Below are 13,129 nucleotides of genomic sequence, written 5' to 3'. Positions count from 1 at the left end.
GCAGCTGCGGTTAAAATTACTGTAATGCCGCTTATCCCTGCGTGGTCTGTCAATTTTTGGCGATTATATAACATTTGAAAGCGGGGGATAGCACCGTTTTAACAATCATTTTCCGCCGAAAACGGGCTTTTTTCCGTAATTTACTTTCGACCAAAACAATCGCATTATGTACGGCGGTGGATATATTTTTGATGAACCCAACGGAAAGCAATTGCGGGATGAGCAATTGCACGATGAGCCGGAAAAACTCGCGGCTTTCGAAGAACGTATTGCCAAAGGCGAGAAAATTGAACCCGGCGACTGGATGCCGACGGAGTATCGCCGGCAACTGATCCGGCTGATAGAACAGCATGCCCATTCTGAAATCATCGGCGCATTACCGGAAGGTACCTGGATTACCCGGGCGCCCGGCTTTAAGCGTAAACTGGCACTGATTGCCAAGGTGCAGGATGAAATAGGCCATGGACAGTTGCTGTATAATGCCGCTGAAACCCTGGGTAAATCCAGGGAAGCGATGATCAATGATCTGCTGAGTGGCAAATCCAAGTATTCCAATGTATTTAATTATCCGGCCGAAACCTGGGCGGATGTAACCGTAATAGGCTTCCTGATAGATGCTGCTGCGATTGTAAACCAGGCCGCCAATGCAAAAGGGTCTTATGGTCCTTATTGCAGGGCACTGGACCGGATCTGTTATGAAGAAAGCTTCCACCTGAAACAGGGGCACGATGCATTTATTGAACTGGCTACCGGTACGCCGGCACAGCGGGAAATGCTGCAGGATGCACTGAATCGCTGGTGGCAGCCGATTATGCATTTCTTTGGCCCTCCGGATAAAAACTCGCAGCATAGTCAGAAGCTGATGGAATGGCGGGTGAAAATGGCCAGCAATGACGATATGCGTAATCAGTTCCTGAATGCGTATGTACCTAAAATATGGGAGCTAGGCTTAACACTGCCCGACGCTGCATTAAAAAAGAATCCGGAAACAGACCGTTGGGATTATACAGATCCTGACTGGGACGAATTCTTCCGGGTTATCAACGGTGGCGGCCCTTGTAATGAAGAACGATTACAGGTACGTAAATGGGCAGAAGAACAAGGCCGCTGGGTACGTAAGGCTTTAATGAATCCGGCAGAGAAACGGGCATTGCCGGTTGCCTGATTCGTATATATTTTAACGTTAGTTTTCCGGATCAATGGCATATTCGGGTATTTCCACAGTATGATCATCTCCCCGAAACTAGTATAGCTATTAAACCACTCAATTATTCATGTCTAACGATTCATTAGATCCGCGTGTCAACCGATTGAAGCTGGGAGATGCCACAGCGGTTATAAAAGTAGAAGAAGGAGAAAACTGGAATATTTACGAAGTGTTTCACCAGGAAAAAAGAGGAGCGCACCATGAACACGTAGGCTGTGTCCACGCTCCTGATCCGCAGCTGGCACTGGTATTTGCGAAAGAACAGTTTGCCCGGCGCAAAAAATGTGTCAACCTGTGGGTAGTAAGAAGTGCCGATATTCTGGCTTTTGATGTGGAAGATGAAGATATGTTTGCCAACAACCTGGAAAAAAACTATCGGGATGCATCCGGTTTTAAAGTGATGGAGAAGATCAATAAATTCAAACAATCCAAATGACGAATCACGCAGCACTTACTGACCTCATTATAAAAATGGCCGATGATGAACTGATTCTGGGACATCGGAATTCGGAATGGACCGGCTTAGGCCCTGTGATGGAAGAAGATATTGCCTTTTCTTCCATGGCGCAGGATAAAATCGGCCATGCCTGGGCATTATACCGTACGTTACACGAAGACCTGGGTGGAGAAGATCCGGACCGGTTTGCCTTCATGCGCCCGGAGAAAGCATTTAAATGCGCTCACCTGACAGAGATGCCAAACGGGGAATATGATTTCAGCCTGATGCGGCACTTTCTGTTCGATCATGCAGAAACGGTACGCTATGAAAGCTTGCAGGAAAGCAGTTTTGAACCTTTCCGGCTGCTGAGTAAAAAAGTAAAAGGGGAGCTGAAATATCATACCCTGCATGCCAATGCCTGGATTATGCAGCTGAGTACAGCCGGAGAAGAAAGTTATATCCGGATGCAGGCGGCGCTGAATCACTCCATTGCGCTGGCAGCGGGTGTTTTTGAACCATCTGCGGAACATGAAGCGACCCTGATCGCAGATAAGGTATATCCGGGTGAAGCCGTGTTATACCAGCGTTGGCTGGACCGGATTTATCCGGTATTGGTAAAGGCTTCCCTGAACATGCCGGATATATCCGCTATTACGCCGGTATATGGTGGCCGGCAGGGATTTCATACCGAATACCTGCAGCCGTTGCTGACAGAGATGGGAGAAGTGTTTAACCTGGATACGGAGGCCAGATGGTAAGTAATATGGGACAGACAATTTCAATAGCAGCCGTGTATCAGGCCCTGGAAAGCGTGATGGACCCGGAAATTCCGGTACTGAGCGTCCTGGATCTGGGCATGATTACGGATGTAAGCATCGATCAGACGGCAGATGTAGTGCATATCAGGATGATACCTACATTTGCCGCCTGCCCGGCGGTGAGTTATATCCAAAACAATATTAAAACGACAGTAGAAAAAGAACTCGGTATAGCCGTTACCGTAGAAATAGACAAGCAGGTACATTGGGAAAGTAACCGGATAACACCTGCGGCGAAAGAGAAATTAAAAAACTTTGGTATTGCCCCTCCGCAGGTAGTAGAAGGGGAGATGAAGGCGGAAATAATGTTACACACCCCTTGTCCGCATTGTAGCAGTGAGTACACCTATCTGCGCTCTCCTTTCGGGTCCACGCTTTGCCGGGCCATTCATTTCTGTAAATCATGCGGACAGGTGTTTGAACAGTTTAAACCGTTGGAATAGACCTTCTTACCATGTTCCCAATGGAAATACCTACTTTTACAAGCATTATTGATATAGCCATTGGCAATTTATACGACGAAACATGAGAATAGGTTTGTATTTTGGGTCCTTTAATCCTATACACACGGGGCATCTGATCATTGCCAATTATGTAGCTTACAATACTGACCTGGATAAAGTATGGTTGGTGGTTTCGCCGCAGAATCCACTGAAGCCATCGTCTACATTACTGAATGAGCATGATCGTTTTCATCTGGTGGAACTGGCCATCAAAGATGAACCCCGGTTGCGCGCCAGTAATATAGAGTTTTCATTACCCCGTCCTTCATTTACTGTAGATACCCTGGCTTATATGGGCGAGAAATTTCCTACACAGGAATTTGCCATCATTATGGGAAGCGATAGTTTTCAAAACCTGCCCCGGTGGAAAAACTATGAGCATATTGTAAAGAACTACCCCATTTATGTATACCGCCGGCCAGGGCACGAGATCACCGATACTTTCGGTGCCCAGCTGGAAGTGCTGGATGCGCCCATGCTCGATATTTCTGCTACCGATGTCCGCAAATGGATCAAAGCCGGTAAGTCGGTACGTTTCATGGTACCGGATGGCGTGATCAGTTATATCGCGGAGAATAATTACTACCGTTAATATCTACTCCACGGGCTTATGCTTAGGAAGCTCTCTTTTCTTTACCACAAACTCATTACTATATATTTCCAATAGCAGGATGAACATGGAAATGAGTAACGGTCCGAAAATAAGACCGATGAAGCCAAACAGGTTAACGCCAATCAATACACCGAATATTGTTATCAGCGGATGTACATCTGCAATTCTTTTGGCCAGCAGAAAGCGGGCAATATTATCGGAAGTACCTACCACGCCAAATCCATACACCAATACGGCAATACCTTGCCAGGAGCTACCGGTAGCCAGCAGATAAATTCCCATGGGTACATATACCGCTGCTGCACCCACTACCGGCAACATCGCCGTAAAGCAGGTGACTACAAACCAGAAAATAGGTTGCGGTACGCCAAATACGAGGTAACCAATCAGGGAAATAATACCTTGTACAATCGCAATCAGGGGAATTCCGACAGCATTGGCAATTACCAATGTGTTGAACTCCCTACCCAATCTTTCCACATTCTCATCTTTCAGGGGAATATATTCATAGAGCTTTTCTTCCATCCTGCGGCCGTTGACCAGCATAAAAAACAGGATGAAATACATGATAGCGATAGCGGTAAGGGTATTAAAAGTAGCGCCCAGGATACCGGGAAGGCCTGCTGTAATTAATTCCTGCAGTTTCTGTAAACGTTGATTGGTCATCACTTCAATACCGAGGGTATCCTGCAGGCGGTTATTTACCTGTTTCAACCCTTCGATCAGCTCTGCGGAATGGCTGGCAGCATAGGAAACCTTGGCTGTCAGCATGTTTACCAGCATGCCGATGGGCAACAGGATAATGAGGAAGGATAGCACCATTATTATGGTGGCTGCCAGGCTTTTTCGCCAGTTTCGTTTTTCCACCAGGGCAAACATCCACTTGCGGCTGATAACATACAGCGTTACTGCACCCAGGAATCCCGGAAAGAAGAGGAATAACTTCATAAACAGAATTACTCCCAGGAATAGAATGAGGATTAAAAATCCTATTTGCTTAAGGCGGTCATTATCAAGATAGCTCATAGATAGAATATCGTATAATTTATTGGTATAGACAAAAAACAGACCGACCGGACAAGGCATAGCCATAGATTAAACAAAACCTTACCAGACGTGTTGTTTAGGGGGAAATAGCCTTAAAAACCGCTTTAACATTTCATTTATGGAATAATGTTTGTTGAACGCTATGTACAAAACGAAAACCTTAATTCTCTCACTTTAAAAACCTTAGTTATGAGTAATAGTTCAAAAGCCGTGGTATCATTTATTGTTGGAGCTGCTGTAGGTGTGGCTGTAGGTTATTTCCTGAATTCAGATAAAAAGGATGAATTGGTAGAAAAATTCAGAGACCAGACAGACAAGCTGAAAGAAAAACTGAGAAAAAAGAAGGATCAGTTTCAGGATGAATTAGAGAATGAGTTGGCATAACATCCTACTTTGATTAAATTACTTTGCATGGAAGATAATTTCGGCAACTACTTTAACCAAACGGGAAAAGTAGCCAGGGAATACCTGGAAACCAGACTGGACCTGATTAAGCTCCAGGCAGCAGGAAAGCTATCGAAAGCATTGGGATTGTTTTTCTCGATAACGATGGCTTTCCTGCTGTTCTTTTTTGTGATCGTATTTCTCGGTATGGTAGTCGGTTTCTGGATCGGTGAAATGACCGGCAGCTTTACGATTGGCTTTAGTTGTGCAGCGGGATTGTTTGTGCTGTTATTTATTATCATTCTGGTGTTCCGGAAGCAGCTGATTCAAAGGCCGCTTGCACGGTTGCTGATAACGGAGCTGGTAGAGGAGATTGCGGAAAATGATGAACAGTCCGGCCACTTGCATAACCAGCCTGCCCGGAAAAATACGGCAGGATATGTACCTAATGAGGAAGCTACAGAAAACACCACCCAGGCATAGACAACTATGAAAAATGTTTACACATGCGTAAGGTAAAAGTCACCAACTTCGAGACCCTGGAGATGGAAATTGCCCGTTTGAAAATGCGCTCCAGGCAACTGGAAGATGAACTGGGCAACCGGGTAGATTATTTTAAGGATAACTATAAAAAAATGGCCCTGAATGCTGTGATCCCCGGCAGTGGAAAACACAGCAGTACCCTGAATATTGTGACCAATGTGGCTAAAATGGCCTGGGGTAGTGGTAAGTTCAAAAACTTTGCTACCGGCGCCTTAATGACGGCCCTGGAGTTTGTGGGCGTACAATTGGGTATTAATATCTTTAACAGGGTCACCAACCGGAGAAAAAAGAAGAAAGCAGCGGCAGCGGAATAATGAAAAATGCGTCTGTAGCCATACAGGCTCCCGCCGGAAAAAAATTACCCATAACAAATACAGATCTGTCTGCAGCGATGAAAGTGCTGCGGATGGATTTTTGTTATTTATCCACAGCACTTTCATCGCTGTTGCGGGTTATCCCCACACTTTGGTGCCTTCGCTACAGTTGGCACAGATATCAATATTCTTACGGGTTTCGAGGATCTGACTACGGAAACGGATATACTCTTTATTATGCCATAGCGCTTTAAAGGATTCTTTTTTCAGATCACCCAGGCGATGCTGTGCGTCTTTATCGAAACAGCAGGGTACTACCAGACCATCCCAGGTCACTACCGGAGAATGCCACAGGCGCCAGCAATGGTTACCCAGTTTATTTTTGATCGCATAGGTACCATCTTCCTTACGTTTGTAACGGGAGTATTTATCGATAGTCGGAATTAAGCGGTTGCCTTCTTCATAATCATATACCTGGGCGGTTTTAAACCGTACCTGGTCTACCCCGATTTCCTTTGCCAGCTGTTTGATATCTTCTATCTGATGTTCGTTGGGTTTCACCACCAGGAACTGGAAGAATACAAAAGGCTTGGTGGAGTTGAGTTCTTTTTTCCACTTCACAATATTTTTGGCGCCCTGAATCACCTTATCGAGATGGCCACCTACCCGGTATTGCGTGTATACGTCCTGGGTAGTACCGTCAATAGAGATGATCAGCCTGTCCAGCCCACTTTCTACCGTTTTTTTAGCATTGGCGTCTGTGAGATAATGTGCATTGGTGGAAGTTGCTGTATAGATGCCTTTGTCTGACGCGTATTTTACCATGTCCAGGAAACCGGTATTCAGGTAAGGTTCTCCCTGGAAATAAAAAATCAGGTAGAACAGCTCTTTTGAAATCTCATCGATCGTCTTCCTGAAAAAATCCTGTTCCAGCATACCGGTCGGGCGGGTAAATGCCCTAAGTCCGCTGGGACATTCCGGACAACGCAGGTTGCAGGAAGTGGTAGGTTCAAAGGAAATGGAAATAGGATATCCCCATTGAACAGGTTTGTTGGTCCACTTGCTCATGAAGAAGCTTCCCAGCACCTTCCCGGCATTTAAAGCCCGGCGTACGGTGAGTTTCGACAACAAATTCAGGGTATCATTCAAATTAAAATCCGGCATAAAAAATCGCTTGACCTATGTAAAAGTAGCTCCTTTAAACAAATTATAGCCTATACTTGCTGTAAAAAAGGGTTGGAAGTACTTATCAAGCAATAGGATGCCTGCCCGATTACCCTGCAACTAACTAAAACAACGTGAAAAGGATCTGGATCGGAGCTGTCATCATTTTACTGGCCGTAGCGGCTTTTGTCTGGTGGCGTTATCGGGAAAAACATATTGTGTTTGTTCGTTATGAAGAATTCGGGATTGATATGCCTGTGAATTATAAAATTCACGGCATTGACGTGTCTAAGTTTCAGAAAGATATCAACTGGCCTGCTGTAAAACAGATGCAGGTGGATAAAATTCGTATATCCTTTGCTTTTATAAAGGCGACGGAAGGTATTACGCGGCAGGATATTGCCTTTAAGCATAACTGGGAGCGGGCCGGTAAAGCAGGATTGGTAAGAGGGGCCTATCACTTTTTTTATGCCACCCGGGATCCGATTAAACAGGCGATCAACTTTCAGAATGTGGTAGACCTGCAATCGGGTGATCTGCCACCGGTACTGGATATCGAAACACACAATAACCAGCCGGCTGCTGTCATCCGCAGCACTGCCAGGATCTGGCTGGAAGAAATGGAAAAGGCCTATAAAGTAAAACCGATCATCTACACCAACATACATTTCTATGAAACCTATCTTGGCGATGAATTTGATGAGTATCCGCTGTGGCTGGCGCATTACTACCAGAAAGAACGGCCGCGCTCCGGCAGGGCGTGGCTCTTTTGGCAGCATAGCGATATTGGCCGGGTAAACGGGATCCGCACCACGGTAGATTTTAATGTTTTTAAAGGCGATAGCACTGACCTGGCGAGACTGTGTATTCCTTAATTTTGCAGATATAAAAGCAATGATGACTGAACCCGAAGAACAAGAACAACCACCAGAAGATCCCAATAAGATGGATTATGAGTTGTTTTCCTTTCTCATAAAGATTATGCGTACCATCTTTATCGGGATGTTCTGGATGCTGATCAATATTTTCCTGGGTTTGTACCTGGGCTTTGGTGTGCCGGCGGAATCCACTCCCGGCAGGCTGTTCTTTTTTTATACCTGGATGACGCTCACCCTCATCGCCTATATTTATTTTATCTGGCGTTTATGGCGTAAAAAGATGAGCGCCCCCTGATTATTTGCCGGAACTTCTGCTGCCCAGTTCCAGGGTCCACATCTTGTCGTGACGCCCTGCGCCCAGTTCATTGAAGCGGGCATCCATCATATTTTTACAATGCAGGGGACTGGTGAGCCAGCCCAATACCACTGCCTGTTCATCCATATTGCCAGTCGCAATATTTTCTCCGTATACCATCCATTTGTAGCCGGCGACATCCAAACGGGATCCGGGCGTACTGCCGTTGCGGCCATTGTGGTCGAAATACTGCAGGAGCGACATGTCTTTACTGTGGTCGTAGGCTGCCCTTTCGAGCTGTCCGTTCCAGGTGAGGGGAGACACGGCGGGCATTGATTCCCCTCCGCATTTACAGCCCCTGCTGCGTAATCCATTGACCAGTTGTAACAGGGCGTTGCGATCTACTTTGTTTTCGGGTACAGTAACAGTATCAGCTGTAGTGGTAACAGGGGTAAGGGGTAGCACAGCTGCTTCTTTTTTGCAGCTGGTAACAATTAAAAAAGCCGGTATAACGGCGATAGACATAATTTTCCCGGGCATAACCAGTTGAAAGTTATTAATGAATAAAAACCGGGTTCTAAACAGGATCTGGAATAAAATGTAAACGGTTTCGGGAGGATCAGGATTAAAACTATACGATGGTTGATCGCAGGGGATGGATTAAAATTATTAACGGGGCCGAAGATAGTATGTTGTATTGAAAAATGCTGCTGTGATTTTGTGAATTGCTTGTTAACGTGATCTGCCGTTTAGTTGCAGTTGTTTGTAGTATTCCTTTCCCAGTTTGCCTGTCATGTACGGGGAACAGATGCCCCGTATAGGAGAAGTGAGGGGGCTGTAAGCCACTGGTTATCGGTTGGAACAGCATTTGTTGCCGGTAGGTAGCGGTCTTGTAATGGCCGCATGATTCCAGAGCAATTTTTCCGGTGACCCCGGATTTACATATTTAACTAAAAGGAGAACCTTTCTTCTTTAATGTTGTGGTGTATAGCGGCCATCCTACTCTTAGGATGGTTTTTTATTGATGCCTTACGCCCCGCGCGAGTTAGCTCGCGCGGGGCGTAAGGTACCCTGATAAAGGAATCAGGAGCTATGATCTGCAATGATTTTCCAGACGCCGTTTATTTTTTTCAGTACCAGGCTGAAATGTCCCTGGAGGTCGCCGATGCTACGTTCCAGATGCCAGCGGCCTATTACGAGGCAAACGTCTTTTGACAGCGGCTTGCATTCCAGCAGTTTGAAATCCAGTTTACCCATGGCCGTGGTATCCGGATAGCTTTTTTTGTAGCGGTCAAGTGTGGCCTGCCAGCCATAGGTGATGCCGTTTTTGCCAATGAACAGTAAGGAGTCGGATTGCCAGTAGGTGCCCATGAATGTCTGCAGGTCGCCTTTATTCCAGGCGCCGGATTGTACAGAGAGGAGGGTAGCTATTTGCTGTCTGGTATCCTGTTGTGCCTGCAGCTTTTGCAGTGGCCATCCGGCGAAAGTGCCCAACAGGATAAGGTACAAGATAAAACGCATGTTAAATTTTTAGCAAAAGATAAACAGTTTTTAGGATGTAACGCAACACTGTTTATAGTAACTTTGCAACACTATTTTTAAGGGATTCATTAATTATATTTTAAAATCAACAGTTTATGCCCGGATATGAACTATTTGGCCCCGAAGAAAGGAAAGAAGTAAACGATGTACTGGAGACCGGTATTATGATGCGTTACGGATTTGATGGACCACGTAAAGGTGTTTGGAAAGCGAAAGAGCTGGAAAAAGCCATTTGCGAAAAGCTGAACGTATCGTATACGCAGCTTGCCTCCAGTGGAACCGCAGCTTTAGTAGCCGCTATGGCAGCCCTCGGAGTAGGTGCCGGCGACGAAATCATCATGCCTACCTTTACCTTTGTGGCCAGCTTTGAATCAGTTCTGGCTGTAGGCGCCACTCCGGTGCTGGTAGATATCGATGATACCCTTACCCTGGATCCTAAAGCTGTGGAAGCGGCGATCACACCTCGTACCAAAGTGGTGATGCCGGTACATATGTGTGGTTCCATGGCGGATCTGGATGCATTACAGGCGATCTGTAAAAAACATAACCTGTTCCTGCTGGAAGATGCCTGTCAGGCTTTTGGCGGTACGTATAAAGGCAAAGCGCTGGGTGCTATCGGTGATGCCGGTACTTTCTCCTTCGACTTTGTAAAAACCATTACCTGCGCAGAAGGTGGTGCGGTGATTACCAACAATAAAGACATCTACCTGAAATGTGATGGTTTTACCGATCACGGACATGATCACCTGGGTGTAGACCGTGGTGCTGATGAACATCCGTTTATTGGTTATAACTACCGTATTTCTGAACTGCACGCTGCAGTAGGCCTGGCACAGGTTCGTAAACTGGATCGTTTCCTGGAAATTCAGCGCAGCACCAAAAAGATTTTCAAGGATGCCCTGGCTGCCATCCCTGGCGTAACGTTCCGTCGTATTCCGGATGAAGCCGGCGATAGCGCTACCTACCTGTCTTTCTTCCTGCCGGAAGCAGCACAGGCCAAACAGGCTGCTGCCAATATGAAAGCGGCTGGGTTACCGGTATTCTACTACTACGATAATAACTGGCACTACATCCGTCAGTGGAAACACTTCAAGGAAGGTTCCGTATTAACACCCTTCGCGCCCGGATTGAAACAGGCGATGGAGATCTATAAAACAAAAGAATTCCCGGCATCAGATGCTGTTATCAGCAGAAATATCTGCACACCAATTAACCTGGCCTGGTCTGCTGAAGAAATTCAGGAAAGGGCAAAGAAACTGGTAGATGCTGTAAAAAGCGCATTATAAGGATTATTGAAAAGGCGTGGATATCTTATCTGCGCCTTTGTCCTTTTTCGCTTTCATGGGAAATGAAAACTGCACGATGATGAAAAAAATAGCGTTGATACCTGCCCGTTATGGAGCTTCCCGGTTTCCTGGCAAAATGATGGCCAATCTGGGAGGCAAAACCGTGATTCTGCGTACGTATGAATCTACCGTAAATACAGGCGTATTTGATGAGGTCATGGTTGTAACAGACAGTGATCTTATCTATAATGAAATTGTGCAAAACGGCGGGAAGGCAGTCATGAGCAAAAAAGAACATGAATGCGGCACCGATCGTATTGCAGAAGCTGTGATGGACATGGAGGTGGACATTGTGGTGAATGTACAGGGGGATGAACCTTTTACCCGGAAAGAGCCGCTGGAAAAACTCCTGCAGGTGTTTGAAGGGGAAGCCGGTAAAAAAGTACAGGTAGCTTCGCTGATGCAGGAGCTGAAGGATATCAATCTGATAGAAGACCCCAACTATGTAAAGGTGGCGGTAGACAAACAGTCCAACGCACTTTTCTTCTCCCGTTCCGTTATTCCTTATCCGCGCAACACCGACATCAAATCTGTGTATTATGAGCATATCGGTATTTATGCTTTCCGCAAGCAAACCTTGCTGGACTTTACACAGATGCCGATGACGCCACTGGAATCAGCGGAGAAAATAGAATGCCTGCGTTACCTGGAAAACGGTATCCCGCTTAAGATGGTACTGACCAACTATATGGGCGTGGAAATTGATACACCGGAAGACCTGGAAAAGGCAGCAAAACTTTTGTAATAGTTAACTAATACGGTTATATGAAATTCAGGAACTTTAAAATGGTGGACTACGTAGTTTACGGCAGCGGATGTTTTGATCAGCTGGGCGAAATACTGGCCCCCAGACGTAAAGGAGATGCACCCATGATATTTTTCGTGGATGAATATTTCCGCGACCAGCAGGAGTTTTTATCCCGTATACCTTTACAGGGTAAGGATAAAATTGTGGTAATAGATGTGACCTATGAGCCCAAAACCATTACAGTAGATCAGATACGGGATGAGCTCAAGGCAGAATTCGGAGAAGTATCCGGTATCATTGGTATTGGTGGTGGTTCCGTAATGGATATGGCCAAAGCAGTGGCGCTGATGATGACCAACCCGGGATCTTCTGCAGACTATCAGGGCTGGGATCTGGTAAAAGTACCTGGTGTGTATAAAGTAGGTATTCCTACCATCTCCGGTACCGGTGCAGAAGTAAGCCGTACCTGTGTATTAACCGGACCTACCCGCAAGCTGGGTATGAACTCTGACTATACGCCTTTTGACCAGATTGTACTGGATCCGGCATTAACCCGCTCTGTAGAGGTAAACCAACGCTTTTATACAGCGATGGATTGCTTCATTCACTGTGTGGAGTCGCTGCAGGGTACTTACCTGAATGCATTCAGTAAATCATATGGGGAAAAAGCACAGGAAATGTGTGAAGAAATTTTCCTGCAGAAAGACCAATGGGATGATGATGCCGATGAGAAACTGATGATGGCATCCTATGCCGGTGGTATGAGCATCGCTTATTCCCAGGTAGGGGTGGCACATGCGGTTAGCTACGGACTGGCTTACCTGCTGGGTACCAAACATGGTATTGGTAACTGTATCGTGTTTGATAAACTGGAAGAGTTTTATCCCGACGGTGTGAAACTGTTTAAGGAAATGGTGAAGAAACACAACATTCACATTCCGCAGGGCATCACCAAAGGCCTGACGGATGAACAGTTTGATACCATGATCAATGTATCGCTGGGCATGGCGCCTTTGTGGGAAAATGCACTGGGTAAAGACTGGCAACAGATTATGACCCGCGAACGTTTACGCGCGCTGTACGAGCGTTTGTAATCAGGCGGATTTAAAATAGGCGGAAGCGAAACAGGCTGTGGACATGATTTTCACAGATTGTTTCGCTTCTGTTGTTTTAATGAGAGAGAAACCTATACGCAAATTCAATGCGTAGTAAAACCTTATCATTGTTATTGGGGAAATTATCATGTTGATATTATTGATTGTTACGGGAATAGGCATTTTGGTGCTAG

Annotated in this window: 17 protein-coding genes; 13 read left to right on the top strand and 4 right to left on the bottom strand. The window is 45.9% G+C overall.

All coding sequences use genetic code 11. The features are described 5' to 3' along the window. Window positions 1-166 precede the first annotated feature (166 nt). The 5 genes from paaA to nadD all read left to right on the top strand — a co-directional run bounded on the left by paaA (window position 167) and on the right by nadD (window position 3,559). Window positions 167-1,165 carry a 1,2-phenylacetyl-CoA epoxidase subunit PaaA gene (gene paaA, locus OL444_RS02930; RefSeq protein ID WP_264734733.1) on the top strand — a complete coding sequence of 333 codons (999 nt, stop codon included), beginning with the start codon at window positions 167-169 and terminating at the stop codon, window positions 1,163-1,165. Window positions 1,166-1,274: 109 nt separating this feature from the next. Further along, window positions 1,275-1,643: a 1,2-phenylacetyl-CoA epoxidase subunit B gene (locus OL444_RS02925; RefSeq protein WP_264734734.1), complete on the top strand. Its 369-nt coding sequence runs from the start codon at window positions 1,275-1,277 to the stop codon at window positions 1,641-1,643. Beyond that, a complete protein-coding gene (gene paaC, locus OL444_RS02920) occupies window positions 1,640-2,404 on the top strand; it encodes a 1,2-phenylacetyl-CoA epoxidase subunit PaaC (protein ID WP_264734735.1) in 765 nt (254 codons plus the stop codon). Before OL444_RS02925 ends, paaC begins: the two co-directional genes overlap by 4 nt. A gap of 5 nt (window positions 2,405-2,409) precedes the next feature. Then, the gene (gene paaD, locus OL444_RS02915; RefSeq protein ID WP_264734736.1) at window positions 2,410-2,907 is read left to right on the top strand and encodes a 1,2-phenylacetyl-CoA epoxidase subunit PaaD; all 498 of its coding nucleotides are present in this window, start codon (window positions 2,410-2,412) and stop codon (window positions 2,905-2,907) included. Window positions 2,908-2,989: 82 nt separating this feature from the next. Further along, window positions 2,990-3,559, top strand: coding sequence for a nicotinate (nicotinamide) nucleotide adenylyltransferase (gene nadD, locus OL444_RS02910; RefSeq protein ID WP_264734737.1), 570 nt, complete (start codon window positions 2,990-2,992; stop codon window positions 3,557-3,559). 3 nt (window positions 3,560-3,562) lie between these two features. Here nadD and OL444_RS02905 read toward each other — a convergent pair whose 3' ends face one another. After that, window positions 3,563-4,528: an AI-2E family transporter gene (locus tag OL444_RS02905; RefSeq protein ID WP_371878168.1), complete on the bottom strand. Its 966-nt coding sequence runs from the start codon at window positions 4,526-4,528 to the stop codon at window positions 3,563-3,565. 288 nt (window positions 4,529-4,816) lie between these two features. On the opposite strand from OL444_RS02905, the gene OL444_RS02900 reads away from it, so the two are divergent. Genes OL444_RS02900 through OL444_RS02890 form a run of 3 tightly spaced genes read left to right on the top strand, consistent with a single transcriptional unit; the run spans window position 4,817 to window position 5,868 of the window. Then, window positions 4,817-5,011, top strand: a complete 195-nt coding sequence (locus tag OL444_RS02900) for a YtxH domain-containing protein (protein WP_264734739.1) — start codon at window positions 4,817-4,819, stop codon at window positions 5,009-5,011. A gap of 27 nt (window positions 5,012-5,038) precedes the next feature. Beyond that, complete coding sequence (locus OL444_RS02895; RefSeq protein ID WP_264734740.1) at window positions 5,039-5,494, top strand: hypothetical protein; 456 nt, start codon at window positions 5,039-5,041, stop codon at window positions 5,492-5,494. Window positions 5,495-5,517: 23 nt separating this feature from the next. Then, window positions 5,518-5,868: a hypothetical protein gene (locus OL444_RS02890; RefSeq protein ID WP_264734741.1), complete on the top strand. Its 351-nt coding sequence runs from the start codon at window positions 5,518-5,520 to the stop codon at window positions 5,866-5,868. A gap of 138 nt (window positions 5,869-6,006) precedes the next feature. On the opposite strand, the gene OL444_RS02885 is transcribed toward OL444_RS02890, so the two are convergent. Continuing rightward, on the bottom strand, window positions 6,007-7,032 hold the full coding sequence (locus tag OL444_RS02885) for an SPASM domain-containing protein (protein ID WP_264734742.1): 1,026 nt from the start codon (window positions 7,030-7,032) through the stop codon (window positions 6,007-6,009). Between the two features lie 134 nt (window positions 7,033-7,166). Between OL444_RS02885 and OL444_RS02880 the strand changes: the two genes are divergently transcribed. Continuing rightward, complete coding sequence (locus OL444_RS02880; protein WP_264734743.1) at window positions 7,167-7,907, top strand: glycoside hydrolase family 25 protein; 741 nt, start codon at window positions 7,167-7,169, stop codon at window positions 7,905-7,907. A 19-nt stretch (window positions 7,908-7,926) separates the two neighbouring features. Next, window positions 7,927-8,205 carry a hypothetical protein gene (locus OL444_RS02875; RefSeq protein ID WP_264734744.1) on the top strand — a complete coding sequence of 93 codons (279 nt, stop codon included), beginning with the start codon at window positions 7,927-7,929 and terminating at the stop codon, window positions 8,203-8,205. Here OL444_RS02875 and OL444_RS02870 read toward each other — a convergent pair whose 3' ends face one another. Beyond that, window positions 8,206-8,730, bottom strand: a complete 525-nt coding sequence (locus OL444_RS02870) for a CAP domain-containing protein (protein ID WP_264734745.1) — start codon at window positions 8,728-8,730, stop codon at window positions 8,206-8,208. Window positions 8,731-9,288: 558 nt separating this feature from the next. Next, on the bottom strand, window positions 9,289-9,726 hold the full coding sequence (locus tag OL444_RS02865; protein WP_264734746.1) for a YybH family protein: 438 nt from the start codon (window positions 9,724-9,726) through the stop codon (window positions 9,289-9,291). Between the two features lie 116 nt (window positions 9,727-9,842). Here OL444_RS02865 and OL444_RS02860 point away from each other — a divergent pair, with 116 nt between their 5' ends. The 3 genes from OL444_RS02860 (at window position 9,843) to OL444_RS02850 (ending at window position 12,935) form a co-directional block, all read left to right on the top strand. After that, window positions 9,843-11,033 (top strand): DegT/DnrJ/EryC1/StrS family aminotransferase, encoded by a 1,191-nt coding sequence (locus OL444_RS02860; RefSeq protein ID WP_264734747.1) that lies wholly within the window; start codon window positions 9,843-9,845, stop codon window positions 11,031-11,033. 76 nt (window positions 11,034-11,109) lie between these two features. Then, on the top strand, window positions 11,110-11,838 hold the full coding sequence (gene kdsB, locus OL444_RS02855) for a 3-deoxy-manno-octulosonate cytidylyltransferase (protein ID WP_264734748.1): 729 nt from the start codon (window positions 11,110-11,112) through the stop codon (window positions 11,836-11,838). Window positions 11,839-11,858: 20 nt separating this feature from the next. Further along, entirely contained in the window at window positions 11,859-12,935 is a 1,077-nt protein-coding gene (locus OL444_RS02850) for an iron-containing alcohol dehydrogenase family protein (RefSeq protein WP_264734749.1), read from the top strand. The last annotated feature ends 194 nt before the right edge of the window (window positions 12,936-13,129 follow it).

The sequence above is a fragment of the Chitinophaga nivalis genome (assembly GCF_025989125.1).
GTDB classification, from domain to species: domain Bacteria; phylum Bacteroidota; class Bacteroidia; order Chitinophagales; family Chitinophagaceae; genus Chitinophaga; species Chitinophaga nivalis.
This window is presented reverse-complemented; position numbering and strand designations above follow the sequence as displayed.